This window comes from Aeromicrobium sp. SP1, assembly GCF_055663785.1.
This window is the reverse complement of sequence record NZ_JBQVVK010000001.1, coordinates 2,304,639-2,330,122: the sequence shown is the minus strand read 5'-3', so window position 1 is coordinate 2,330,122 and position 25,484 is coordinate 2,304,639. Positions and strand designations below refer to the sequence as shown.

At 71.7% G+C, this 25,484-nt stretch carries 23 protein-coding genes; 18 read left to right on the top strand and 5 right to left on the bottom strand.

Annotated elements, in window-relative coordinates:
• Window positions 1-11 precede the first annotated feature (11 nt).
• Window positions 12-1,124 carry an acyl-CoA dehydrogenase family protein gene (locus ACT26F_RS11510; protein WP_471670674.1) on the bottom strand — a complete coding sequence of 371 codons (1,113 nt, stop codon included), beginning with the start codon at window positions 1,122-1,124 and terminating at the stop codon, window positions 12-14.
• Window positions 1,125-1,304: 180 nt separating this feature from the next.
• On the opposite strand from ACT26F_RS11510, the gene ACT26F_RS11505 reads away from it, so the two are divergent.
• Genes ACT26F_RS11505 through ACT26F_RS11450 form a run of 12 tightly spaced genes read left to right on the top strand, consistent with a single transcriptional unit; the run spans window position 1,305 to window position 15,850 of the window.
• Window positions 1,305-2,939 carry an ABC transporter substrate-binding protein gene (locus ACT26F_RS11505; protein ID WP_471670673.1) on the top strand — a complete coding sequence of 545 codons (1,635 nt, stop codon included), beginning with the start codon at window positions 1,305-1,307 and terminating at the stop codon, window positions 2,937-2,939.
• An 11-nt stretch (window positions 2,940-2,950) separates the two neighbouring features.
• Window positions 2,951-3,985 carry an ABC transporter permease gene (locus tag ACT26F_RS11500; RefSeq protein WP_471670672.1) on the top strand — a complete coding sequence of 345 codons (1,035 nt, stop codon included), beginning with the start codon at window positions 2,951-2,953 and terminating at the stop codon, window positions 3,983-3,985.
• Window positions 3,982-4,896 carry an ABC transporter permease gene (locus tag ACT26F_RS11495; RefSeq protein ID WP_471670671.1) on the top strand — a complete coding sequence of 305 codons (915 nt, stop codon included), beginning with the start codon at window positions 3,982-3,984 and terminating at the stop codon, window positions 4,894-4,896. Before ACT26F_RS11500 ends, ACT26F_RS11495 begins: the two co-directional genes overlap by 4 nt.
• The gene (locus ACT26F_RS11490) at window positions 4,893-6,554 is read left to right on the top strand and encodes a dipeptide ABC transporter ATP-binding protein (protein ID WP_471670670.1); all 1,662 of its coding nucleotides are present in this window, start codon (window positions 4,893-4,895) and stop codon (window positions 6,552-6,554) included. Before ACT26F_RS11495 ends, ACT26F_RS11490 begins: the two co-directional genes overlap by 4 nt.
• Window positions 6,551-7,789, top strand: coding sequence for an acyl-CoA dehydrogenase family protein (locus ACT26F_RS11485; RefSeq protein ID WP_471670669.1), 1,239 nt, complete (start codon window positions 6,551-6,553; stop codon window positions 7,787-7,789). The genes ACT26F_RS11490 and ACT26F_RS11485 overlap by 4 nt, the downstream gene beginning before the upstream one ends.
• Window positions 7,786-9,030 (top strand): LLM class flavin-dependent oxidoreductase, encoded by a 1,245-nt coding sequence (locus ACT26F_RS11480; protein ID WP_471670667.1) that lies wholly within the window; start codon window positions 7,786-7,788, stop codon window positions 9,028-9,030. The genes ACT26F_RS11485 and ACT26F_RS11480 overlap by 4 nt, the downstream gene beginning before the upstream one ends.
• Window positions 9,027-10,025, top strand: coding sequence for an LLM class oxidoreductase (locus tag ACT26F_RS11475; protein ID WP_471670666.1), 999 nt, complete (start codon window positions 9,027-9,029; stop codon window positions 10,023-10,025). The genes ACT26F_RS11480 and ACT26F_RS11475 overlap by 4 nt, the downstream gene beginning before the upstream one ends.
• Window positions 10,022-11,245: an acyl-CoA dehydrogenase family protein gene (locus ACT26F_RS11470; RefSeq protein ID WP_471670665.1), complete on the top strand. Its 1,224-nt coding sequence runs from the start codon at window positions 10,022-10,024 to the stop codon at window positions 11,243-11,245. The genes ACT26F_RS11475 and ACT26F_RS11470 overlap by 4 nt, the downstream gene beginning before the upstream one ends.
• Before the next feature lie 49 nt (window positions 11,246-11,294).
• Window positions 11,295-12,317 carry an aldo/keto reductase gene (locus ACT26F_RS11465; protein WP_471670664.1) on the top strand — a complete coding sequence of 341 codons (1,023 nt, stop codon included), beginning with the start codon at window positions 11,295-11,297 and terminating at the stop codon, window positions 12,315-12,317.
• A gap of 25 nt (window positions 12,318-12,342) precedes the next feature.
• Window positions 12,343-13,374, top strand: coding sequence for an aldo/keto reductase (locus tag ACT26F_RS11460; protein WP_471670663.1), 1,032 nt, complete (start codon window positions 12,343-12,345; stop codon window positions 13,372-13,374).
• A gap of 10 nt (window positions 13,375-13,384) precedes the next feature.
• The gene (locus ACT26F_RS11455) at window positions 13,385-14,467 is read left to right on the top strand and encodes an LLM class flavin-dependent oxidoreductase (RefSeq protein WP_471670662.1); all 1,083 of its coding nucleotides are present in this window, start codon (window positions 13,385-13,387) and stop codon (window positions 14,465-14,467) included.
• A 33-nt stretch (window positions 14,468-14,500) separates the two neighbouring features.
• Entirely contained in the window at window positions 14,501-15,850 is a 1,350-nt protein-coding gene (locus ACT26F_RS11450; RefSeq protein ID WP_471670661.1) for an NtaA/DmoA family FMN-dependent monooxygenase, read from the top strand.
• A 56-nt stretch (window positions 15,851-15,906) separates the two neighbouring features.
• Here ACT26F_RS11450 and ACT26F_RS11445 read toward each other — a convergent pair whose 3' ends face one another.
• Window positions 15,907-17,358 carry an NAD(P)-binding domain-containing protein gene (locus ACT26F_RS11445; protein WP_471670660.1) on the bottom strand — a complete coding sequence of 484 codons (1,452 nt, stop codon included), beginning with the start codon at window positions 17,356-17,358 and terminating at the stop codon, window positions 15,907-15,909.
• A 66-nt stretch (window positions 17,359-17,424) separates the two neighbouring features.
• Between ACT26F_RS11445 and ACT26F_RS11440 the strand changes: the two genes are divergently transcribed.
• A complete protein-coding gene (locus ACT26F_RS11440) occupies window positions 17,425-18,231 on the top strand; it encodes an NADPH-dependent oxidoreductase (RefSeq protein ID WP_471670659.1) in 807 nt (268 codons plus the stop codon).
• Between the two features lie 77 nt (window positions 18,232-18,308).
• Here ACT26F_RS11440 and ACT26F_RS11435 read toward each other — a convergent pair whose 3' ends face one another.
• Complete coding sequence (locus tag ACT26F_RS11435; protein WP_471670658.1) at window positions 18,309-19,076, bottom strand: DUF1684 domain-containing protein; 768 nt, start codon at window positions 19,074-19,076, stop codon at window positions 18,309-18,311.
• Window positions 19,077-19,229: 153 nt separating this feature from the next.
• On the opposite strand from ACT26F_RS11435, the gene ACT26F_RS11430 reads away from it, so the two are divergent.
• The 4 genes from ACT26F_RS11430 (at window position 19,230) to ACT26F_RS11415 (ending at window position 23,623) form a co-directional block, all read left to right on the top strand.
• Window positions 19,230-19,679: an RrF2 family transcriptional regulator gene (locus ACT26F_RS11430; protein ID WP_471670657.1), complete on the top strand. Its 450-nt coding sequence runs from the start codon at window positions 19,230-19,232 to the stop codon at window positions 19,677-19,679.
• 126 nt (window positions 19,680-19,805) lie between these two features.
• Complete coding sequence (locus ACT26F_RS11425) at window positions 19,806-20,297, top strand: flavin reductase family protein (protein WP_471670656.1); 492 nt, start codon at window positions 19,806-19,808, stop codon at window positions 20,295-20,297.
• Window positions 20,298-20,455: 158 nt separating this feature from the next.
• On the top strand, window positions 20,456-22,963 hold the full coding sequence (locus ACT26F_RS11420) for an ATP-dependent Clp protease ATP-binding subunit (protein ID WP_471670655.1): 2,508 nt from the start codon (window positions 20,456-20,458) through the stop codon (window positions 22,961-22,963).
• 69 nt (window positions 22,964-23,032) lie between these two features.
• A complete protein-coding gene (locus ACT26F_RS11415; RefSeq protein ID WP_471670654.1) occupies window positions 23,033-23,623 on the top strand; it encodes a GrpB family protein in 591 nt (196 codons plus the stop codon).
• Here ACT26F_RS11415 and ACT26F_RS11410 read toward each other — a convergent pair.
• Window positions 23,601-23,927: a DMT family transporter gene (locus tag ACT26F_RS11410; RefSeq protein ID WP_471670653.1), complete on the bottom strand. Its 327-nt coding sequence runs from the start codon at window positions 23,925-23,927 to the stop codon at window positions 23,601-23,603. The two genes, ACT26F_RS11415 and ACT26F_RS11410, sit on opposite strands and share 23 nt — an antisense overlap.
• Window positions 23,928-23,994: 67 nt before the next feature.
• Between ACT26F_RS11410 and ACT26F_RS11405 the strand changes: the two genes are divergently transcribed.
• Window positions 23,995-24,549, top strand: a complete 555-nt coding sequence (locus ACT26F_RS11405) for a TetR/AcrR family transcriptional regulator (protein ID WP_471670652.1) — start codon at window positions 23,995-23,997, stop codon at window positions 24,547-24,549.
• Window positions 24,550-24,588: 39 nt separating this feature from the next.
• Here the strand turns inward: ACT26F_RS11405 and ACT26F_RS11400 are convergent, their stop codons facing one another.
• A complete protein-coding gene (locus ACT26F_RS11400; RefSeq protein ID WP_471670651.1) occupies window positions 24,589-25,473 on the bottom strand; it encodes an HhH-GPD family protein in 885 nt (294 codons plus the stop codon).
• Window positions 25,474-25,484: the final 11 nt, after the last annotated feature.

Sequence of the window (25,484 nt, the reverse complement as noted above, 5' to 3'; positions counted from 1 at the left end):
GTGGTGGGAGTTCAGCGGGCGAGGTGGTCGAGCTGCGCGTGCCGGACGGCGGCGGTCTGGCCCTGGACCAGGACGAACAGCGCCGAGCGGGCATGCAGTTGCGCGGTGTCGTCGTCGGCGAGGCCGCGACCCGTGCGGGAGATCACGAGGGCGCGGGTGAGCGTCGCGAGGGCCTCACCGCTCGCGACCTTGGTGGCGAGCCGCTCGTCGATCCGGTGCGGTCCACCGCCCAGCTCGGCGGCCTCGTCGGCGAGGGCGTACGCGGTGCGGCGGATGTCGGCGACCCGCGGACGCCACGTCGCGGCGACACGGTGGGCCGGCTCGTCGGCGGACTGCTCCAGCTCGGACAGGACGGTCTCGGCGAGGCCGAAGTGATGGCTGCGCGCGTCACTCGCGACGCCGATGTCCTCGTAGCGGGCCTGCTCCAGCGGCTGGATCGTCAGGACCTGCTCGTCGGGGACGAAGGTCTGCGTGAGCCGGACGCGCTCCGTGCGGCTGCCGCCCACGGCGGCCAGGTGCAGGGGCTCGTCCGACCGGGTGCTCTCGCCCACCGTGACGAGCGCCGTGACGACCTGTTCGGTCGTCGGGTCGACCGCGCCGACGGTGATCGCGGAGTTCAGTCCCCAGCCGCTGACCCACGAGATCGTGCCGTCGAAGATCCAGCCACCCTCGACGCGGGAGGCGTGCACGTACCGGTCGGGGAAGCGGCGCACGTCGCTGACGCCGGCACCGAGCAGGATCTCGCCGCGCAGGGCCTGCCGCACGAGGTCCGATCCCGGATCGCCGTGCCGCTCCAAGGCGGACAGCCGCCCGTTCAGTGAGGCGTGCTGGGCCCAGACGAGCCACGTGTTGAAGCAGCTGCCGGCGATCACCTCGTGCAGGCGGCGGTCGGTGGCGCGGTCCACGTCCGCGCCGCCCCACCGCTCGGAGGAGAGGTGGTTCAGCAGGCCCAGTCCGGCGAGCTCGTCGATCCGGGTGCGATCGACCGAGGAACGGTCGGTGCGCAGTGCCGTCGGGCGAAGAACGGTGGCGGCGTACTCACGGGCGCGGACCACCAAGGGGTGGGCGTCCGCAGCGTCGACGGCCGCCGCGGGGTCGAGGACCTCGGTGTTCGTCAGGGACATCTTGTGCTCCAATTCCGGGCTGATCCGCTGCCGTGCCCGCGCGGTCCGATCATGGATGACCGGTATCTGGACACTCATCTTAGTCAAAAAAATAAACCTGATAGAAATACTCAACTTAATGAGACAGGGCGCCGGCCACACCCCCGGGGCCGCCACCGAGAAGAAGGACACGACCCTCCGATGAAGAAGATCCGATTCCGCCGAGTACTGGCCTCAGCCGCGGTCGCCGCCGCGCTCACGACGACGCTGGCCGCCTGCGGCGACGGTTCCTCGTCCTCCGCGGCCGGCGACCCCGTCTACGGTGGAACGCTGACGTTCTACGACCCCGTCGACTACACTGCCTGGCTGCCCACGAACTCGATCTGGTCGAACAGCCAGGTCGCCAACAACGTCGCGGAGCGGCTCATCTGGCAGGACCCGAAGACCGGGGACTTCAAGCCGTGGCTCGCCAAGTCCTGGGAGCTCAGCGACGACCACCTCTCCTACACGTTCGTGCTGAAGGACGGCATCACGTTCAGCAACGGCGATCCGCTCGATGCGGAGACCGTGAAGGCCAACCTCGACCAGCACGGTCGCGGCGACGAGAAGCTCGGCATCGTGCCGGACCCGTTCTGGACCGACTACGCGGGCACCGACGTCGTCGACGACCACACGTTCACCGTGAAGCTGTCCAAGCCGAACGCCGCCTTCCTGCAGGTCCTGTCGAACTACCGCGCCAGCTCGATCCTGGCCAAGGAGTTCGTCGAGCTCGACGCCAACGGCCAGGGCCAGGCGAAGAACTGGATCGGCACCGGCCCGTTCAAGATCACGGAGGTCGACGGCACGACGGGCGTGACCCTGACCCGCCGCGACGACTACGACTGGGCCCCCGAGGGCTCGGGCCACGAGGGCAAGGCGTACCTCGAGAAGATCGTCTTCAAGACGGTGCCCGAGGCCGGTACCCGCGTCGGCGCCCTGCAGTCCGGCGAGGCGCAGATCTCGCGCAACATCGCCCCGTACGACGAGGAGACGGTCGAGGCCGGCGGCGGCAAGCTCGTCGCGATCCCCGTCCAGGGCGAGACGAACGACCTGGCGGTCCAGGGCGACAAGAAGGGCTCGCCCACGCAGGACGTCCGGGTCCGTCAGGCGCTCCAGGCGGCCACGGACCGCAAGGAGATCAACGAGACGGTGCTCTCGCCGAACTACCCGATCCCGTCGAGCGCCCTGACCAAGGGCACCCCGCTGCGCGGCGACGTCAGCTCGTACCTCGCGTACGACCTCGACAAGGCCAAGTCGCTGCTCGACGAGGCGGGCTGGAAGGCCGGGGCGGACGGCTTCCGCGCGAAGGACGGCCAGCGGCTGACCTTCCACCTGCGGGTCGCTCCGTACTACCAGGTGTCGCAGTCGGTGCTGGAGCTGCTGCAGTCGCAGTGGAAGAAGGCCGGCATCGAGGTCAAGATCACGAGCCCGTCGCTGACCGACTACGAGGCGCAGCTGGCCGAGAACCCGTCGGACTGGAACTTCACGCAGGGCCAGACGTCGACCGCCGAGCCGGGCGTGCTGCGCACCGCCTACGGCAGCGATCGCCAGAACACCCTGCACAACGTCCCGGCCGACGCCGAGCTCGACAAGCTGCTCGCGGCCCAGGCCGCCGAGTTCGACACCGACAAGCGCAAGGCCGCCATCCAGGCCGTCGAGGAGCGGATCTACTCGCAGGCGTACTCGATCCCGCTCTACGACGAGACCCAGGTGTTCGGCCTGGCCGACGAGGTGCAGGGGTACTCGACGGAGTCCACCGGCCGCTCGTGGTTCTACGACACGTGGCTCGCGGAATGAGGACCTGACTCATGCGTCGATACGTCGCACGTCGGGTGGGGCAGGCGGCCCTCGTCCTGTGGGCCGCCTACACCCTCTCCTTCGTCCTGCTCAGCGCCCTTCCGGGCGATGCGGTCAGCAACCGCATCCAGAACCCGGAGGCGAACATCTCGCCCGAGGGCGCGAAGATCCTGCTCGAGTTCTACGGCCTCGACCGGCCGCTGTTCGAGCAGTACCTGCACAGCCTGTCCGGTGCCCTGCACGGCGACCTCGGCTACTCGCTGAGCACCGCCACGCCGGTGTCGGAGCTGATCGCCGACGCGCTGCCGCACACGCTGCAGCTCACGGCGCTGGCGCTGGCCTTCGGGGCGACGTTCGCCGCACTCGTCGCCCTGGCGATGAACTACGGACCGTGGCAGTGGCTGCGGTCGGTCGCCGGGGCGCTGCCGGCCCTGTTCGCCTCGGTGCCCACGTTCGTGGTGGGCATCGTGGCGCTGCAGCTGCTGTCCTTCCGGCTGCAGCTGATCCCCTCGGTCGACGACGGCACGTTCCTGGCGTTGCTCGCCCCGGCGGCGACCCTCGGGCTCCTCGTCGCGGCACCGCTCTCGCAGGTGCTCGCGACATCGATCCGCGGGACCCGGAACCAGCCGTTCGTGCACGTGCAGCACGCGAAGGGGGCGAGCGAGGGCTACATCTTCCGCCGCAACGTCCTGCGCAACTCGTCCCTGCCGGTGCTGACGCTGCTGGGCCTGGCCTTCGGCGAGCTGATCGCCGGCTCCGTCGTGACCGAGTCGGTGTACGCCCGCAACGGGATCGGCCAGCTGACGGTCAGCGCGGTCAGCACGCAGGACCTGCCGGTCGTGCAGGGAGTCGTGCTGGTCTCGGCGGTCGCGTACGTCGTCATCAATCTCGCGGTCGACCTCGCCTACCCGTTCGTCGACCCGCGGATCCTCATCGACGGCACGACGGTGCGCACGAGCCGGGCGAAGGCGCTGCGGCGCCCGATCGTCGCCGGCGCGAGCGAGCCGAGCCGTCGTCCACTCCCGCCTGAGGTGGCCATGCCATGAGCACTCTCATCACCTCCACCGAGGACCCGACGGAGGCGGCGCTCGCCCGGGTGGCCTCCGCGACCGACGGCGGCGCGACCGCGGTCGGTCGCGGCACCCGGGCACGGCACTGGCTCGTGGCCCACGCCGCGCTCCTGCTGGCCATCGCCGTCGTGGCGCTCGTGATCGCCTGGGCGATCGTGCCCAGCGTGTTCACGGCTTACGACCCGCTCGGCGTCGACGCGCGCAACAAGCTCCAGCCGCCGTCGTCGGAGCACTGGTTCGGGACCGACCAACTCGGCCGCGACCTGTACGCCAGGGTCGTCTACGGCGCCCGGGCCTCGCTGCTCGGCTCGGCGATCGCCGTCGCCGTGGGCGCCCTGCTCGGGTCGCTGCTCGGCACGGTCGCCGGATGGTTCGGCGGGTTCGTCGACAGCGCCGTGGGGCGGTCGATCGACGTCCTGCTCTCGATCCCGGGCTTCCTGTTCGCGATCGTGATCGTCGTCCTGCTGGGCTTCGGCGTCGTCCAGGCGGCGGTCGCGGTCGGTCTGACGCTGACCGCGACGTTCGCCCGGCTCATCCGCTCGGAGGTGTTGACGGCACGCACGAGCAACTACGTCGAGGCGGCGATCACGAGCGGTGCGCCGACGCGCGCCGTGCTGCTGCGGCACGTCATCCCCAACTCGCTCGCGCCGACGCTGTCGCTCGTGACGGTCCAGTTCGGCATCGCGATCATCTGGATCGCCTCGCTGAGCTTCCTGGGCCTGGGCGCGCAGCCGCCGGACCCGGAATGGGGTCGGCTCGTCTCCGACGGCCGCAACTACATCGCGACCCGCGGCTGGCTCACGCTGTGGCCCGGTCTCGTGATCGTCGCGGTCGTCCTGTCCACCAACCAGATCTCGCGCCACCTCACGAAGGGACGCTCCGCATGAACCACGAGTACGCGTGCATCGCGCACGAGCTGCACGGTCCCGCCGAGCCCGTGCTGCGGGTCGAGGGCCTCACGGTCGGCTACTGCGTCGACCGCGAGCTGCGCCCCGTCCTGCACGACGTCTCCTTCGAGGTCGGCCCCGGTGAGGTGCTGGCCCTCGTCGGCGAGTCGGGCTCGGGCAAGACCACGACCGGGCACGCCGTGCTCGGCCTGCTGCCGGGCAACGGCGAGGTCGTCGCGGGCATCATCCGGTACCGCGACCAGGACCTGACCGGCCTCGACGCCCGGGGCTGGCGGGACGTCCGCGGGCGGGCGATCAGCCTCATCCCGCAGGATCCGAGCGTCTCGCTCGATCCCGTCCGTCGGGTCGGGCACCAGGTCGAGGACGTCCTGCGCCTGCACACCGATCTCGACCCGCAGGCGCGCCGGCGCCGGGTCCACGAGCTGTTCGAGCTGGTCGGCTTCACCGACGTCGAGCGGCGGTTCGAGCAGTACCCGCACGAGCTCTCCGGCGGCATGCGGCAGCGCGTCCTGATCGCGTCGGCCGTCGCGACGGAGCCGGACCTGATCATCGCCGACGAGCCCACCTCGGGCCTGGACGCGACGGTCCAGAAGCAGGTGCTCGACCTGATCGACGACCTGCGGCGGCGCATCGGCACGAGCGTCGTGCTCGTCACGCACGACCTCGGGGTCGCGGCCGACCGCTCGGACCTGATCGGCGTGATGCAGCGCGGCCGCCTCGTCGAGGTCGGTCCGACGGCGCAGGTGGTCGCGTCGCCGCGGCACGCCTACACGCGGCACCTGCTCGACAGCGTTCCCTCGCGCGTCGAGCAGGTCCGCGAGCGCCGTCCCGTCGAGGTCGGCGCCCCTGCCGTCGTGGAGGTCGTCGGTCTGCGCAAGGACTTTGGCGACTTCACGGCGGTCGACGACGTGTCGTTCCGGGTGGGCCGCGGCGAGACCTTCTCGATCGTGGGCGAGTCCGGGAGCGGCAAGTCGACGACGGCGCGCATCCTGACCGGACTGACGACCGCGACCGAGGGTCGGGTCAGCCTGCTGGGGACCGACGTCACGGGCCTGTCCCGGCGTCAGTTCCGGCCGCTGCGCCGCGACGTGCAGATCGTGTACCAGAACCCGTTCTCGTCCTTCGATCCCCGCTTCGACGTGTACGACGTCGTCGAGGAGCCCTTGCGCTCCACCGCGCCGCGGCGCGGACTGCGCGAGCGCTGGCAGCAGCGACCGCACGAGGAGCGGGTCGTGGCAGCGCTCGAGGCCGCGGCGCTGCCGGCGGACTTCGTCCGTCGCCACCCGCGCGAGCTCTCCGGTGGTCAGCGTCAGCGCGTCGCGATCGCGCGGGCACTCGTGTGCGACCCGAAGCTGCTCGTGCTCGACGAGCCGATCTCCGCCCTCGACGTGTCGGTCGCGGCGCAGATCCTCGAACTGCTGCAGCAGCTTCAGGCCGAGCGCGACCTGACGTACGTCTTCATCTCGCACGACCTGGCCGTCGTCCGGGCGATCTCCGACCGGGTCGCCGTGATGCGACGCGGACGGATCGTCGAGCAGGGCCCCGTCGAGCACGTCTTCTCGTCACCACGCGACCGGTACACCGTCGACCTGCTCGACGCGATCGCCGGCCGCCAACTCACCGTGGGAGTGTCATGACCAACGACCGACCGGCCACCTTCGAGGCGGCCCTGCCCCGCATCCGCGCCGTCCTGGCCGAACTCGCCGTCGACGTGGCCCGGCGCGACGTCGACCACGAGCACCCGTACGGTCTCGTGCGCGAGCTCGCCGCCGCCGGCTTCGGCAGACTCCGGGTCCCGCGGGAGTACGGCGGCTTCGACGTCGACCTGCCCACGCTGTTCTCGCTGCTCGCCGAGGCGGGCCAGGCCGACTCGAACATCCCGCAGATCTGGCGCGGCCACTTCACCACGACCGAGATCCTGCGGGCCGAGATCGATCCGGACGTGCGCCGCCGCTGGTTCCTGCGCGTGGGAGAGGGTGCGGTGTTCGGCAACGCGCAGTCCGAACCGTCGTCGGCCGTGGCCGAGGCGTCCGCGCACGACACGACCGGATTCGGTGGGATCACCACGCGCGTCCGCGAGGTGGGCGGACAGCGCGTCGTGTCCGGAACGAAGTTCTACTCCACGGGCGCCCGGTTCGCCGACCTCCTGCGGGTCGCGGTCGTCGACGAGGCCGGCCTGCGCGGATTCGTCGTGCTGCCGGCGCGTCACGACGGTGTCGACCACGTCGACGACTGGGACGGGGTCGGCCAGCGGCAGACCGGCAGCGGCACGACGATCTTCGAGGACGTCCCGGTCGAGCCGGACGGCGACATCGGCCGGTTCAAGGAGTCGCTGCGCGGACTGGACTCGTTCGTCCAGATCGTCCACCTGGCGAACCTGACTGGGATCGCGCGCAGCATCGTCGCCGAGACGACCGAGCTGGTGCGCGGTCGCACCCGCACGAGCCTGCACGCGTTGACGCAGGACGCGACGCAGGACCCCGAGGTGCTCGGAGTCGTCGGTCGGCTCCGCGTGCGTCAGCTCACCGCCGAGACTCTCCTGCGCCACGCGGCCGAGCGGTTGGAGGCGGCACACGCCCGCGGTCGCGAGGAGGACTACACGCGGGCCTACCTCGACACGTCGGCCGCCCAGGTCGCGGTGATCGAGGCCGTGCTGGACGCCGGGAGCCACGCGTTCGACGCGCTCGGCTCGTCGGCCGCGCGGGCCGGCGTGCACCTCGACCGGCACTGGCGCAATGCGCGGACGCTCGCCTCGCACAACCCCGTCGTCTACAAGCCGCGCGTGCTTGGCGACCACCTCGTCAACGGCCGGTCGCCCGAGCCCGGCTACTACCGCAACCGTCCCTCGGTGGCCGAACGGAGCGCCTCATGACCGGCCAGCTGCATCTCAACGTCAACATCCTCAACGCGGGCGTCTTCGGGGGCTCGTGGCGACTGCCCGGCTCGGACGGACTCGCCGCGTACACGATCGAGCACTACACGTCGATCGCGGCGAAGGCCGAGGGCGCCAAGCTGGACGCGGTCTTCCTCGCCGACGGCCCCGTCCTCGACCCGAGCATCCGACACCGGCCCGGCAACAACCTCGAGCCGACGACGGTGCTGGCCCGGATCGCCGCGCGGACCGAGCACCTCGGCCTGATCGGCACGCTGTCCTCCTCGTACAACGACCCGGTGGAGCTGGCCCGTCGCCTCGGCGATCTCGACCACGTCAGTGGCGGCCGGTTCGGCTGGAACGTCGTGACGACCGCGGGTCCGATCGCCGCCGCGAACTTCGGGCGCGACGGCGAGCCCGACCACGCGCTGCGCTACCGGCGGGCGGCCCGGTTCGTCGAGCAGGTCGTCGCCGCGTGGGCCGCCCGGACCGACCACGTCTCGCCGCAGGGCCGGCCCGTCGTGGTCCAGGCCGGCGGGTCGAGCGACGGCAAGCGACTCGCCTCGCGGGTCGGCGAGGTGATCTTCTCGGCCGAGCAGGACATCGACAAGGCCCGCGCGTTCCGCTCCGAGCTGCGCGAGGGCGCCCGGTCGTTCGGGCGTGATCCGGGCGAGGTCGTCGTGCTGCCGGGGCTGTCGACCGTCATCGGCAGCACGGAGGCCGAGGCGCGCGAGCGGCGCGAGCTGCTCGACGAGCTGCTGCCCGACGCCTACGCCCGTGAGCGGCTCTCGGGACAGCTCGGCTTCTCGATCGACGGGCTGGCCGATGACGAGCCGATCCCCGCGGAGCTCCTCGTCGAGCCCGACGCGGCGAGCGGGTCGCAGACGTTCTACCGGGTCATCCGTGACCTCATCGACCGCGAGAACCCGACCCTGGGCCAGCTGTTGCGCAAGCTCTCCGGTGGCGGGGGGCACCGGATCGTCGTCGGGACGCCCGAGCAGGTCGCCGACGACATCGAGGCCTGGTTCCGGCACGGAGCCGCGGACGGCTTCAACCTCATGCCCGACGTCCTGCCGTCGGGATTCGACCACGTCGTCGAGCAGCTCGTGCCCGAGCTGCAGCGCCGGGGGCTCTTCCGCCGCGAGTACGACGGGACGACGCTGCGCGGTCACCTCGGACTGGGTCTGCCGGGCGTGCCGTCCGACGTCTGGGCCGATGGCCCGCTGGAGGCGGCCCGATGAGCGCCGCGGAGAAGAAGGGACGTGCCGTGACCACGATCGTGATCGAGCTCGCCGTCGGCGAGGTCGCCGGAGCGGAACTCGTGCCGGTGCCACTGCGGGCGGCCGCGACCGTCGCGGCCGAAGCCCGAAGGGTCGGCGTCCGCGCCCTGCGTCTCGTCGACGTCGCCGGCGGTCCGGCGGTCCTCGACCCGACGGTGGCCGCGTCCTACTTGGCCGGTCTCGAGGACGGGATCGGCTGGATCGTCGACGTCCCGACGACGCACCAGGCGCCGTACAACGTGGCGCGCCGGGTGCTCTCGCTCGATCGCGCCACGGCGGGTCTGGCAGGGATCGCCCTGCGACCCGGCGAGGGCGACGAGGTCAGTGACGCCGCCACGCCCGACCCCGCGTCGGCCACGGCAGCCGATGCCCCGGTGGGCCGCTGGAGCGAGTACGCGCGGATCCTCGCCGGGCTGTGGGAGACCTTCCCGCGAGCGGCGCTGCGGGGCGACCAGGCGAATGCCGTCGTCGCCGACGACGAGCTGATCCGGCCACTGGGGCATGAGGGTCGGTTCTACCGGGTCGCGGGACCGCTCGACGGTCCGTCCTCGGTGCAGGGCCGGCCCGTGCTGGTCGCCGCGGACGTCGACCTGCTCGGCTGGTCCGCCGTGGCCGAGCGCGCCGACGTCGTGGTGGTCGAGGCCGGCCACGTCGCCACGGCCGACACCGAGCTGACCGCCGCGCTCGAGCGGATCGGCCGCACCCGCGACGAGGTGGCGCTGTGGGCACGGGTCGTCGTGCCCTTCGGCGAGGACACCGAGGAGCTCGTGGCCGACCTGGCCGAGCGGGTGGCACGTCACCGGCTCGACGGACTCGTCCTGGCGCCCGCGGGAGGTACCTCCGGCGTGCTGTCCGTCGTCCGCGAGGTCGTTCCCCGCCTGGTCGACGCGGCGGACCCGGCGCCGACCCTGCGTGCCGCGCTCGGCCTGCGCGAGGTCGCGGAGGTGCTCTCATGACGGCGCTCGACGCGGTCGCGGGCCCGGTCGGCCCGACGGACGAGACCCTCACGGTGGCCGGCGTTCGCGCCGCGATCGAGCCGGTGCTGGCGCGTCTCGCCGCGACCGCGCGCGAGCGCGAGGAGGCCAGGGACTACGCGTTCGACGACGTGCGCGACCTCGCCCGGACGGGCGTCGCGCTGGTCGGGATCGCCGCGGCCGACGGGGGCGCCGGAGGCACCCTGCGGGACGTCGCCGAGATCGTGATCGCCATCGCGCGGGCCGACTCGAACGTCGCGCAGGCCCTGCGCAGCACCTTCCTGACGGCCGACCAGGTGCGGCGCGATCCGAGGTTGCCGCGCCGGGGCACGATCCTGGCCGGACTGCGCCGGCGTGAGCTGTTCGCCGGCACCAGCAACGAGCGTGCCGGGGGAGCCAGCGGCGAGGTCACGACGACGGCCCGGCGGATCGACGGCGGCTGGATCGTGACGGGGGAGAAGTACTACTCGACCGGCGGCCTGTACGCGACGTGGTTCTCGGCCCAGGCCCAGACGCTCGACGGCAGGGTCATCCGCTTCACGGTCCCCTTCGATCGTGACGGTGTCGAGCGACTCGACGACTTCGATGCCGTCGGCCAGCGGCTGACCGCGAGTGGGACCACGCGGCTCGCGGACGTCCTCGTGCACGACGACGAGGCGGTCGTGGTCGGCGACACCCAGCCGGACAACCCGTGGCTCGGGACCCTGGCCCAGCTCTACCTCGCGGCGGTCGAGGCCGGCATCGCCGCGCGGGCGTTCGACGACGCCGTCTGGTACGGCCGCAGCCGAGCCCGACCGATCAAGCACAGCTCGGCCGATCGCAGCGTCGACGACCCGTACGTCCGTCAGACGGTCGGCCAGATCGCGGCGCGTGCGCAGGCGGCCCGCGCCGTCGTCCTGCTGGCCGCCGAGGAGCTGGAGTCGACCCGCGGACTCGTCGGAGACCAGGCCCGCGCGGCCGGCGCCGAGGTCGCGGTCCACGTCGCGCAGGCCGGTGCCGTGGCGATCGAGTCCGCCCTCGAGGCGGCCGAGCTGCTCTTCGACGTGGCGGGCGGATCGATCACGGACCGCGCACTGGGCTACGACCGGCACTGGCGCAACGCGCGCACGGCCGCGAACCACAACCCTCGGCAGTGGAAGCTCGCGGTCGCCGGCGCGTACCACCTGGCGGACGAGGAGCCGCCGACCTCGGGGCTCTTCTAGGATCACTCAATACCTGACTAAAACAATCGACAAACTGGAAGGCATGCACATGACCATCGAGGGGGATCGGTACCTCGGCCGCACGGGCGTCCGGATCTCGCCGCTGACGCTCGGCACGATGAACTTCGGCCGGTGGCAGCAGGAGGACGAGAGCATCCGGATCATCCACGCGGCGCTCGACGCCGGCGTCACCGCGATCGACACCGCCGACGTCTACGCGCAGGGAGTCTCCGAGGAGATCGTGGGCAAGGCGATCGCGGGCCGCCGCGACGACGTCTTCCTCGCAACCAAGTTCCACGGCCAGATCGGCGACGACCCGCAGCGCGCCGGCAACTCGCGGCGCTGGATCGTGCGCGCGGTCGAGGACAGCCTGCGCCGGCTCGGCACCGACCACCTCGACCTCTACCAGGCGCACCGGCCGGATCCGCACACCGATCTGCTCGAGACGCTGCGCACGCTCAACGACCTCATAGCGCAAGGCAAGATCCGGTACTACGGCACGTCCGTCTTCCCCGCGCACCAGCTCGTCGAGGCGCAGTGGCTCGCCGAGAAGCACGGCCTGATCGCCCCGCACACCGAGCAGGTGCCGTACTCGCTGCTCGTGCGCGGTGTCGAGCGTGAGGTGTTCCCCGTCGTGCGCTCGTACGGCGTCGGCGTCATCAGCTACGGTCCGCTGGCGGCCGGCTGGCTGTCCGGCCGGTACCGCGTCGGCGCCGAGCAGCCCGAGTCCGCGCGCGCCGACCTGATCGCCGGGCGGTTCGACATCACGCTCGAGCGCAACCAGGCCAAGCTGGCCGCCGCGGACGCGCTCGCGGCGCTGGCCGAGGACAACGGGCTGAGCCTCGTCGAGCTGGCGGTGGGCTTCGCGCTGAACCACCCGGCCGTCAGCAGCATCATCATCGGTCCGCGCACGCACGAGCACCTCGAGGCCTACGTCAAGGCGGCCACCGTCGAGCTGTCCGCCGACGTGCTCGATCGCATCGACGAGATCGTCGCGCCGGGCACGCAGTTCCTCGAGCGCGACACCGGCATCGACACCGCCTCCCTGCAACCCGCGGCCCTGCGTCGCTGACCACCCCCCACGAACGGAGAACCCCATGAGCATTCCCACGTACGAGACCGCCCACGCCGCCGCGCCGGACCGCTACGACAAGGTCCCCTACCGCCGCACCGGCCGGTCCGGCCTCGATCTGCCCGCCATCTCCTTCGGGCTGTGGCAGAAGTTCGGCACCGACTACTCGTTCGAGACCCAGCGCGAGATCATCCTGCACGCGTTCGACCTCGGCATCGCGCACTTCGACAACGCCGACCGGTACGGGCCGCCACACCGCGCCGCCCAGCAGAACTTCGGTCGGGTCCTGGCCAAGGACCTCGCGCGGTACCGCGACGAGCTGATCCTGTCGACGAAGGCGGGCAACCAGATCGGCCCGAGCCCGTACCTGCGCGGCGGCTCGCGCAAGTCGATCCTGGCCTCGCTCGACCACAGCCTGCGCGACCTCGGCACGGACTACGTCGACGTGTTCTACCACCACAGCCCCGACCTCTCGACCCCGCTGGAGGAGACCGTCAGCGCGCTGGTCAGCGCCGTCGAGCAGGGCAAGGCCCTCTACATCGGCATCTCCAACTACCTGCCCGACCGGGCCCACGAGATCGCCGAGCAGCTGCGTGCGGCGGGCGTGCCCCTGCTCATCCACCAGGCGCGCTACTCGATCTACGATCGGCGCCCCGAGCAGAACGGACTGCTGCAGACGGCGGCGGACGACGGGTTCGGCGTGATCGTCTACTCGCCGCTCGCGCAGGGTCTGCTGACCGACAAGTACCTCGAGACGATCCCCGAGGGCGCTCGCGCGCAGAACAGCTCGTTCCTCACGCCCGACCAGATCGACGAGACGTACCGCCTGCGGACCGCCGAGCTCAACAAGATCGCCGAGTCGCGTGGCCAGTCGCTCGCCCAACTCGCGCTGCAGTGGGTGCTGCGGCGGCCCGAGGTGACGTCGGCCCTGATCGGCGCCAGCTCGACGGCGCAGCTCGACCACAACCTCGGCGCGCTGGACTTCCCGGCCCTCACCGACGACGAGCTGGCCCTCATCGACGAGCACGGTGTGCACGGCACCGGGCTCAACCTGTGAGGTCGGGGGCGTGGCACGGGAGACGTCGGTCGGTGCCGGGGTCGAGGACGGACGCCCGTTCCGGCTCGGGTTCCTGCTGCACCTGGACCGGGACCAACCGCCGGCGGACGCCTACCGCGAGGCGATCGACCTGTTCCAGGCGGCGGAGGAGCTCGGGTACGACTCCGGCTGGGTGATCCAGCGGCACTTCCGTCAGGGCCGCGAGCACGTGGCGTCGCCGCTCGTCGTGCTGGCCGCGATCGCGCAGCACACGTCGCGGATCCGGCTCGGCACGGGTGTGCTCGTGCTGCCGCTCGAGGACCCGGTGAGGGTGGCCGAGGACGCCGCCACCCTCGACGCCCTCAGCGGCGGCCGGCTCGAGCTCGGGGTGGGCTCCGGCCCCTTCCCGGGGGCATGGGAGGCGTTCGGGCACGATCTCGAACGGCGTCACGACCTCTTCGATGCCTCCGTCACGCGGTTGCACGACGTGCTCGGAGGCGCGTCCCTGAACGGCCTGGGCGAGTCGCTGCATCCGCCGGGCGACGGGGTGCGGAGCCGGTTGTGGCAGGCCACCACCAGTGATCCGGCGCGGGCTCGTGGAGCGGCGGCTGCCGCGGCGCGAGCCGGCGACGGTCTGCAACTCTCGCGCTCGAGTGCTTGGCGAGGCGGCACGGTCGCCGACGCCCAGCGGGCGCAGGCCGACTGGATCGCCGCCCATCGCGCGGCCCACGAGGCGACGTGGGGCGACACCCGTCCCGTGCGCGTCCAGGCCTCCCGGGCGATCTACCCGCACCCCGACCGAGACGAGGCCCTGCGGCTCGTGACGCCGGGCGTCCGGCGGTGGCAGAGCTGGACGACGCAGGGTGGCGACCGACTCGACGAATCCGTCGCGGACTACCTCGTCCGCGACAACGCCCTGCTCGGCCCGCCCGACGACCTCGCCGACGCCCTCGCCGCCGATCCGTCCCTCGCCTCGATCACGGACCTGCTGGTCAGCTTCGTGCCCGGCGTGCCCGAGCCCGACGAGCACCTGCGCCTGCTGCACTCGGCGGCCCACGACGTGGCCCGCGACCTCGGCTGGAGTCCCGCACGCGAGCTGACGACGGTCGGCTGACCCACCCCGAACCCGACCACGGGAAGGACCCGCATGTCCCTGCACCTCATCGCGTCACTCATGACGCCCGGCCACTTCCGCACGGCCTGGCGGCTGCCGGACGCCGATCCGGGCGATCACCTGAGCGTCGACCACTACCGTCGCCTCGCGCTCGTCGCGGACGAGGTCGGCCTCGATGCGATCTTCCTCGGCGACGCCCCGGCCCTGGGCTCCGACATCGGCTCCACGCCGGGCGGCGGCATCGACCCGCTGATCCTGCTGGGCCACCTGACCGCGATCACCCGGCGCGTGGGTGCCGTCGTGACGAGCTCGGCGACCTACAACTCGCCGTACAACCTGGCTCGCCGCTTCCAGTCGCTCGACATCGTCACGGGCGGCCGCGCCGCGGTGAACATCGTCACGACGTACGCCCCGGCGGCGGCGGCGAACTTCGGCCTGCCGGAGCCGCTCGACAAGGCGACCCGGTACCGCCGCGCGCACGAGTTCCTCGACGTCGTCACCCGGCTGTGGGACGGCTGGGAGCCGGACGCGATCCTCGCCGACAAGGAGTCCGGCGTGTACGCGGACGCGTCGCGCATCCACTCCATCGACCACGAGGGCGAGTTCTTCTCCGTGGCCGGACCGCTGCCCGTTCCGGCCGGCCCGCAGGGACGACCGGTCGTCGTCCAGGCCGGTGGGTCCGAGGGCGGCCTGCGACTGGCCGGCGACTTCGCCGACGTCGTCTTCACGGTCGCCCAGACGCAGGCCAAGGCCGTCGCGTTCCGTGACGACGTGCGGGCCCGCGCCACGGCGGCGGGGCGCCTGCCCGACGACGTCGTGGTCTCGCTCGGCGTCATCGTCCTGATCGGCGAGGACGAGCAGGACGCGCGGCGCCGAGCCGACGAGCTCTACGGCACGCTGCCGGTCGACGACCTGGCCCGGAGTCTGCTGGCCACGCTGGGGATCGACTGGACCGACCTCGACCGCCCGATCGGCATCGACGACCTGCCCGAGGTTCCGGTCGGCGAGGCCGGCTCGATCGGCTTCCAGGTCAGCACGCGGGCGCTCATCGCGGAGCAGCCGCTCTCGGCGCGCGAGCTGGTGCGCCGCACGTCGGGGGCCGCGGCCGGTGGCCATCGCCTCGTGGTCGGGACCGCCGAACAGATCGCGGACGACCTGCAGGCGTGGCATGCCGCGGGCGCTGCCGACGGCTTCACGATCATGTACGCCGAGACGGCCGTCGACTTCGATCGCTTCGCGCGGCTCGTCGTCCCCATCCTCGTCGAGCGGGGACTGTTCCGACCTGCCCAGCAGGGCTCGACCCTGCGTGAACGGCTGGGACTGCCGCTCGTCGATCGGCGCACGTCGCACCAGCGGACGCTGGTCCGCGACGCCACCGCCTGACACGGCGGTGGTGCGGGTCGTCGGCCGGCCGGGGGGCGCCCGCCCACGACCCGTTGTCACGTCCTGGCGGGCTCGAGCTCCGGTGACCAGATCGCGTGCTGGTAGACGTGGCGGTACGACACCGGCTCGGGCGCCTCGGCGGCGGGCGGCTGGGGCAGGGCGAGGTCCTCGAAGTACAGGTCCCGGCCGATCGCGTCGACGAGCCGGGGGATGCCCGTCGCGAGGCTCTGGGTGTCGCCGACGGGAATCCCGAAGCTGAGCCCCGCGGCCGCGGAGAAGACGTGGATGCGTCCGGCCCACGTCGCGTCCTCGTCGTGGCGGGCGACCAGCTCGTAGGCGTCGCCGAGGTACGGCCACCGTGCGAGCTCCGGGTCCTCCCAGCCCGCGGGCGGCTCGTAGCGATCGCCCCACAGCGCGATCCGGTCCGCGACCGCGGCCAGCTCGGGTCGCGTGCGCGGGTCGTACTGGAACCCGGTGCCGGCGATCACGAAGTCGAAGCGGTGCACGCCGTCGGCGGCAGTGACGCGCACGGCGTCGCCGTCGGTGACGGCCGACTCCCAGGCGGCGTCGAGGTGGACGCGGAATCCCGGATGCACGGCGGAGCGCTCCACCGACTCCAGGGTGCAGCTGCGACCGGCGCGAGCCGCCGCGACCTTGAGCCGCCACCGGTCGGCGTCACTGCGCCGGTGGAAGTTCTCGCGGTGGCCGAGGCTCTGCGGGCCGAAGCCGGCCGGCCCCTGGACCAGCAGCTCGGACCGACGGGTGAACAGGTGCACCTCGCGTGCACCGGCCTCCAGCGCGGTGCCCGCGGCATCGAGCGCGGACGCCCCGGCACCGAGGACGGCGACGCTGCGTCCCGCGAGCGCCGCGAAGTCGATCGGCTCGCCGGTGTGGGCGGCCAGATGCGGCGGCAGGGCGGCCAGGCCGGCGGGACGCGCGGGGCCTCCGGTGCCCTCCACGCCGTTCGCGAGCACGATCTTGCGGGTCGTCTCGCGGTGTCGGACGACGCTTCCGTCGGGGTGCGCGACCGCGAGGTGGACCACGACGTGGTCGTCCGCGGGCTCGATCGACTCGACCCGCGTGTAGTGCCGGACGGGCACCCGGATCGTCCGCTCGAACCACGCGACGTACTCGGCCCACACGAGCCGCGGGATGCGGTCGAGGGACTCGAACGCCTCCTCGCCGTGCCGGTCGGCGTACCAGGCGCGGAAGCTCAGCTCGGGAAAGCCGAACTCCGGCTCGGGCCACGTCTTGGGGGTCCGCAGGCGCCGCATGCGCGCGGTGGTGCCCCACACGCCGGTGCCCCCGGGAGCGGCGGCGTCGACGATGCTCGTCCGGGCAATCCCGGCCCGTCGCAGGGCGAAGCCGATGCCGAGGCCGGCCTGGCCGGCACCCACGACCAGGACGTCGTGGTCGGTCGGGGTCTCGCGGACCCAGGGATGCGGTGCGGGACCGAAGAGTCGCAGGATGCGCTCGGCGCGCGGGTCGGTCTGGTCAGAGTCGCTCATGACTGAATAGAGTATTCCAAGTTGTTTACTCAAGATTGGTCGTTCGACACGTGGACGGAGGCCGAGATGGTCGAGGTGGCGGTGGTGGAGAGGTACGGCGATCCGGCGTTCGCGCTGGCCGTGGGGAACGAGGTGCTGGACCTGCAACTGGCCCATCGGTCGGTGCGCAGCTTCACGGACCGGGCGGTGGGCGACGAGGAGATCACGGCGCTCGTGGCCGCCGCCCAGTCGGCGCCGACGTCGTCGAACCTGCAGTTGTGGAGTGTCGTGGCGGTGCGCGACCCCGAGCGCAAGTCACGGCTCGCGACGCTCGCCGGTGACCAGGAGTTCATCCGGCGCGCGCCGTTGTTCCTCGTGTGGATCGCGGACCACGGCCGCGCCCGGCGGCTCGCCGAGCGCGCGGAGGCCGAGGTGCACGCCGCCGACTACCTCGAGTCGACGATCCTGGCCTTCGTCGACGCGGCCCTGGCCGCCCAGAACGCCGTCGTGGCGGCGGAGTCACTGGGGCTGGGCACCGTCTTCGTCGGGGCGATCCGCAACCATCCCGACGCGGTGGCCGCAGAGCTCGGCCTGCCGGCCCATGCCGTCGCGGCCTTCGGGCTCGCGGTGGGCGAGCCCGACCCGGACGAGGTCGCCGGGGTCAAGCCACGGCTGCCGCAGCGCGCGGTCCTGCACCACGAGCGTTTCGATGCCGACGTCGCCGACGCCGGCATCGACGAGTACGACGCGCGGCTCGGCGACTACAACGACCGCAACGGCCTGACCGGGACGTGGAGCAGCCGCGTCCTGGACCGGCTGGCCGGGCCGCACTCGATGGCCGGTCGGCACGCCCTCCGCGAGACCCTCGAGCGCCTCGGGCTGCCGTCGACCTGAGTCGCTGGCAGTGACGTTCGAGGGCCGTTTCATCCCGAAATGCCCCTCGAACGTCCCTGCCAGCGGGCCGGTCGGGCTCAGGCGGGCGTGGAGAACTCGTCGAGGTCGTCGAGGTAGAGCCGGTGCTCGCCCGCGGTCACCGCGAGGTCGAGGTGATTGCCGGGCGGCGCGGCGGCGACCGGGAACCGCGTCGTCATCATCGCGATGGGCAGGACGGCCCGGTTGAAGTCGACGAACGTGTCGCCGAGGGCGTCCGGAGCCGGCACGTGCACGTGGCGCACGGGGAAGCCGTGGCCGCGGGTCAGGTCGGAGAACACGACGTGGAGGGCGCCGCGCGGCTCGCGACTCGCGGCGAGCGCGTAGGACCGTCCGTCGACCTCGAAGCAGACGGCGACGTCGAGCACGAGGGGTCGTGGTGGGCGGTCGTCGGACCGGGGCGCCTCCGTGCGGACCACCTCGTGGTCGGCCAGGTCGCGCACCGTCGCGGGCACGACCCAGTCGTGATGGGGCTCGAAGTACTCGAGCCCGCCGAAGTGGAGTCCCGACAGCCGGTCCTCGATCGCGGCGAGGGCGCCGATCCCCTCGGAGTCGACGAGGACCTGCTGGTGCTGCGAGAGCGCGGTGTCGGGGTGGCCGACCTCGAGCCGCACGCGCGACAGCCGCAGTCGCCAGTCGGCGTGCGGCGCCGTCCCGAGGTTCGGATCGAGCGGGATCACCTGGTCGTGGGACCGCGCGACGCTGTCGCGGACGTGCGTCACGCACAGCGCTGCCAACGGCCCGTACGGCGCCGAGAGCGCCTCCGTGCGTGCCGCGTGCCAGCGCCCCCACTCGTCCACGTAGGTCATGGCCGGTCCTCCTGCTCCTCGTGCGCCCAGCGTGGACGACCCCGGGCTGCCGCGGCGCCGGTACCACGATGCGAGATGTCGTCTCGCGCCGTGCCGGCGATGTGCATGTGGGAGCATGGATCCACCAGCCACGGCCCACGACGACGAGGATCGATGAAGGTTTCCGCCCGGACCGACTATGCGCTGCGCGCGGTGATCGAGCTCGCCGGCAGCGGCGACGGCCCCACCTCGGCCGTCTCGCTCTCGCTCGCGCAGCAGATTCCCAAGCAGTTCCTCGACCTGATCCTCGGTGACCTGCGACGCGCCGGAATGATCGTGAGCCAGCGCGGTGCCTCGGGCGGGTTCAAGCTGGCCCGCCCGGCCGACGAGATCTCGATCGCCGACGTGATCCGCGCCGTCGACGGACCGCTCGCCACGGTGCGGGGCGAACGCCCCCAGGACCTCGCGTACGAGGGCAGCGCGGAGGCCCTCCAACAGGTGTGGATCGCGGTGCGCGCCGAGCTGCGCGGGCTGCTCGAGCACGTGACGCTCGCCGACGTCGCCAGCGGCGAGTTGCCCGCCGTGGTGACCGACATCGTCGCCGACGACGCCGTCTGGAAGTGACCTCCGCCGCGCGCTGACCGGCCGCCCCGTCTCGCTGACTGGATGGTGCATCGCCGTCGTCTCGTAACATGAGTAAATTAATCAATGATGACGACAACAGACCGCGCACCCGGCCCAGCGACGCCCGTGACCTCCGAGGTCGGCGTCGTCCTCCAGCGCGCCCTGCGCTCGTCCATGCGCAACGTGGCGTCAGGCGTCAGCGTGGTGACGACGATCGGCGAGGACGGCCGTCCTCACGGCACCACGGTGAGCGCCTTCATGTCCCTCTCGATGGACCCGCCCATGGTGCTGGTCTCGCTCGACCGCACGTCCAACCTGCTCGCGCGGCTGTCGATCGGCGCGCCCATCGGGCTCAACGTGCTCGCCGCGCACCACGACCAGATCGCGTTGCGCTTCGCCGGCAAGGCCGCGGACAAGTTCGCCGACATCGGCTGGCGGCTCGAGCAGGGCGCCCCGGCGCTGCTGGACCGCCACGCCTGGGTCGTCGGCGCGGTCGCCGACCTGATCACGGCGGGCGACCACGTGCTCGTCACGATCGACGTCCTGCATGCCGAGTCCGGCGAGCAGGCGCCCCTGACCTACTGGCAGGGCACGTTCGGCACGCACCGCGCGTTCTGACCCCGTCGCGCCCGACCTCGTCCGGGGCGATTGCGCCGACAGCGAACAGTGGAAGCGCCCGACCCGTGTGAAGGTTGAGTTAAGCATCTGGACAGGCAGGTGGGCGTCACTCGCCCACGTCTATGCTGAAACGAACAGTCCAGCAGAGGGGACGTGACATGTTCGAGAGATTCACCGACCGGGCCCGACGGGTCGTGGTGCTTGCGCAGGAAGAAGCGCGCATGCTCAGCCACAACTACATCGGCACCGAGCACATCCTGCTGGGCCTCATCCACGAGGGTGAGGGTGTCGCCGCGAAGGCGCTCGAGAGCCTTGACATCTCGCTGGAGGCCGTCCGCGGCCAGGTCGAGGACATCATCGGCCAGGGCCAGCAGGCTCCCAGCGGCCACATTCCGTTCACGCCGCGGGCCAAGAAGGTCCTCGAGCTGAGCCTGCGCGAGGCGCTGCAGCTGGGCCACACCTACATCGGCACCGAGCACATCCTGCTCGGCCTGATCCGCGAGGGCGAGGGCGTCGCCGCCCAGGTCCTCGTCAAGCTGGGCGCCGATCTCAACCGCGTCCGCCAGCAGGTCATCCAGCTGGTCAGCGGCTTCCAGGGCAAGGAGTCCGAGGCCTCCGGTGGACCCTCGCAGGAGGCGCCCGCCGCGTCCAGCGCGGTGCTCGACCAGTTCGGCCGCAACCTGACGCAGGCCGCCCGCGAGGGCAAGCTCGATCCCGTCATCGGGCGCGAGGACGAGGCCGAGCGCGTCATGCAGACACTCAGCCGACGCACCAAGAACAACCCCGTGCTCGTCGGCGAGCCCGGCGTCGGCAAGACCGCCGTCGTCGAGTCGCTGGCGCAGGACATCGTCCGCGGCGACGTGCCCGAGACGCTCAAGGACAAGCAGATCTACACGCTCGACCTGGGTGCGCTCGTGGCCGGTTCGCGCTACCGCGGTGACTTCGAGGAGCGCCTCAAGAAGGTGCTCAAGGAGATCCGCACGCGCGGCGACATCATCTTGTTCATCGACGAGATCCACACCCTCGTGGGTGCCGGTGCCGCCGAGGGCGCGATCGACGCCGCCAGCATCCTCAAGCCGATGCTGGCTCGTGGCGAGCTGCAGACGATCGGTGCGACGACCCTCGACGAGTACCGCAAGCACTTCGAGAAGGACGCGGCGCTCAACCGCCGCTTCCAGCCGGTGCTCGTCAACGAGCCGTCGGTGGGCGACTCGGTCGAGATCCTCAAGGGTCTGCGCGACCGGTACGAGGCGCACCACCGCGTCTCGATCACGGACGAGGCGCTCGTCGCGGCGGCCACGATGGCCGACCGCTACGTGAGCGACCGGTTCCTGCCGGACAAGGCGATCGACCTGATCGACGAGGCCGGTGCGCGCCTGCGCATCCGTCGCGCCGCCGCCCCGCCGGAGTTCAAGGAGTTCGACGAGCAGATCGCCGACGTCCGCCGCCGCAAGGAGGGCGCGATCGACGCGCAGGACTTCGAGCTCGCCGCGAGCCTGCGCGACGAGGAGAAGAAGCTCATCGGCGCCAAGAACGAGCGTGAGCGTGCGTGGAAGTCCGGCGACCTCGACTCGGTCGCGGTCGTCGACGAGCACCTCATCGCCGAGGTCCTGGCCAAGGCGACCGGCATCCCGGTCGGCCAGCTCAGCGAGGAGGAGTCCAGCCGCCTGCTCCACATGGAGGAGGAGCTGCACAAGCGCGTCATCGGTCAGGACGAGGCCATCAAGGCCCTGTCGCGGGCGATCCGTCGTACGCGCGCCGGTCTGAAGGACCCGAAGCGTCCCGGTGGATCGTTCATCTTCGCCGGCCCCTCGGGCGTCGGCAAGACGTGGCTGTCCAAGGCGCTCGCGAACTTCCTGTTCGGCGACGACGACGCGCTCATCCAGCTCGACATGAGCGAGTACAGCGAGAAGCACACCGTCTCGCGGCTGTTCGGTTCGCCTCCGGGCTACGTCGGCTACGAAGAGGGCGGCCAGCTCACCGAGAAGGTGCGCCGCAAGCCGTTCAGCGTGGTCCTGTTCGACGAGATCGAGAAGGCCCACCCGGACATCTTCAACTCGCTCCTGCAGATCCTCGAGGAGGGACACCTCACCGACGGTCAGGGTCGCGTCGTCAACTTCAAGAACGCCGTGATCATCATGACCACCAACCTCGGTGCGCGGGAGATCTCCAAGGGCGTCAACCTGGGCTTCTCCCAGGCCGGCGACGCCGCGGGCACGTACGAGAAGATGAAGGAGCGCGTGGGCACCGAGCTCAAGCAGCACTTCCGTCCGGAGTTCCTGAACCGTGTCGACGAGATCATCGTGTTCCCGCCGTTGACGCAGGACGAGATCCTGCAGATGGTCGACATGATGGTCGAGTCGCTCGAGAAGCGGCTGGGCGAGAAGGACATCGATATCGAGCTGACCACGGCTGCCAAGGAGCAGCTCGCGAAGGTGGGCTTCGACCCGGTCCTGGGTGCGCGGCCGCTGCGTCGCACGGTCCAGCGCGAGGTCGAGGACGCCCTGGCCGAGAAGCTGCTCTACGGCGACCTGCACGCAGGACAGATCGTCCTGGTCGACTTCGTGGACGACGCGTTCACGTTCGTCGGCACCTCGAAGGCCGACCTCGAACTGCCCGAGGTCCCGCCTGCCGTCGAGGCTGGTGCGGGGTCGTCCGAGGACTGACACCTCCCCTCACACGAATGCCCCGGGTCCTGGACCCGGGGCATTCGTGCGTCCGGCTACCGTCGGGGCATGGATCGCGACAGGCTGCTCGACTTCTCGGTCGCGCCCGCGCCCCCGGGCGCCAGCGCGTGGCTGGAGGGCTTCGGCCCGGGGCTCGACCTCACGATCACTGAACCCGACCCGGGATGGGCGGACGACTACGCGGTCCTCGCGGAGCGGATCCGCGCGGCACTCGGCGATGTCGCCCTCGAGGTCGACCACGTCGGCTCGACCTCGGTGCCCGGGCTGCCGGCCAAGCCGATCATCGACGTCGTCGTGGTGGTCCGTGACACCGCCGACGAGGACGCGTACGCGCCGGCCCTGACGGGCGCGGGTTTCGTCCACGCGGTGCGTGAACCGTGGTGGTACGGGCACCGGCTGTTCCGTGGCGTGGACCGACCGGCGAACGTGCACGTCTTCGGTCCGGACTGTCCCGAGGTGGCTCGCATGCGGATCTTCCGCGACTGGCTGCGCACCCACCCCGACGATCTCGCGCTCTATGCGTCGGCGAAGCGTCGCGCGGCCGAGGGCGGCGGTCACGTGATGGAGTACAACGCCCGCAAGCAGGACGTCCTGCGCGAGATCGTCGTCCGCGCGATCAGGCAGTCGTCTGCAGGTTGAGCATCACGACGCCCGCGATGATGAGGGACAGGGCGGCGACCTTGAGGACCGAGACGTCCTCGCCCAGCAGCAGGAAGCCGATCACCGCGACGGCCGCGGTGCCCAGGCCCGACCACACGGCGTAGGCGATCGACACCGAGAGGTGCTCCACGACCTTCGTCAGCAACCAGATCGACAGCAGGTAGCCGCCCACGACGGCCACCGTCCACGGCGCGTTGGTGAAGCCCTCGGATCTCGGCAGTGCCGACGTGGCCGCCACCTCGATCGCGATCGCGACGAGCAGGAGCGCGAATGCGGGACTCATGGAAAACCTCCCACGGTATGTAGCGAGTGCTACATACCTACTGTAGCACCTGCTACAGTCAGTCGCGATGGACCGCCGCTCAGAATTGCTGGCCGCCGCGACCGACTACGTCCTCGAGCACGGGTTGGTCGGCCTCAGCCTGCGTCCGCTCGCCGCGGCGCTGGGCACGAGCGACCGGATGTTGATCTACCACTTCGGGTCCAAGGACGAACTCGTCGTGGCCGTCCTGCGCGAGTCGACGGAGCGCTCGGTCACGCAACTGCGTGCGCTGGCCCCGGCCGACTCGGTCCGCGCGGCCGTGCTGGCCCAGTGGGACCTGCTGTCGACCGAGGCCCAGGTGCGCTGCGAGCGGACGTACGTCGAGGCCTCCACCCTGGGCCTGTTCGGTCGCGAGCCCTACGCGGCGGAGGTGGCCGCCGCCAACGAGGTCTGGCTCGCCGCCGTGCGCGACCACCTCATCACGTCGGGGGCCCCGGTGGCCCTCGCGGGCCGGCTCGCTGTCGTCGTCGATGCCGCGTTCATGGGCTACCAACTGGACGCCCCCGTGAGCGACGACTCCCGCCAGGCCGTCGAGGACCTCGCCACCGCCGTCCACCTCTGGGCGACCTCACCTCCCGCCTGACAACCCCGCCCGCCGGTGCGGGCGGGGACGGGAGCGGGGTCAGCGGGGGAGGGTGAAGCGGCCGTCGGGGGTGAGGTCGAGCAGGCCGTCGTCGAGCAGGGAGTCGAGGCAGCGTTCGCGCTGGCCCGCGTCCTGCCACGCTGCGTCCAGCGCCGCCTTGAGGACGGGGGAGTCGGCGTCGCGCACGACCGCCATGAGCCGGCCGCGGCACTGCCGGTCGGTGCCGTGCCACGCCTGGCCGCGGCGTGCCGGTCCATCGTGCTCCGGGTAGCCCGCCGCGCGCCACGCGCACAGATCGGCCACGGGGCACGCCTCGCACCGTGGAGCGCGCGCGGTGCAGACCAGCGCGCCCAGCTCCATCGTGGCGATCGCCCACGTCGCGGCGGTGTCGTCGTCGGGCAGCAGCGTCGCGGCCAGCTCACGCTCGGCGCGGGTCACCGAGTTCGCCGGGTACGGCACGCCCGAGACGACCCGGGCGAACACGCGCCGCACGTTCGTGTCGAGGACGACCGCCCGGCGCCCGAAGGCGAACGACGCGATCGCGGCCGCGGTGTAGTCGCCGACGCCGGGCAGGGTCAGCAGCTCCTCGTACGTGCTCGGGACCTCGCCGCCATGATGGTCGGCGATCTCGGTCGCCGCCGCGTGCAGCCGGAGGGCGCGACGTGGATAGCCGAGGCGGCCCCACGCCCGGACCGCCTCTCCCGACGGCTCGGCGGCCAGCGACGCGGGCGTCGGCCACCGTTCCAGCCACGTCTCGAACACCGGCAGGACCCGGTTGACGGGCGTCTGCTGGAGCATGAACTCCGAGACCATGACGCGCCACGGCTCGGGATCGTCACGCCACGGGAGCGACCGGCGGTGCGCTCGGTACCAGTCGATGACGCGGCGATGCAGCGTCGCGGCGTCGGGATCGGGAACGGGCATGGCGTGTCGAT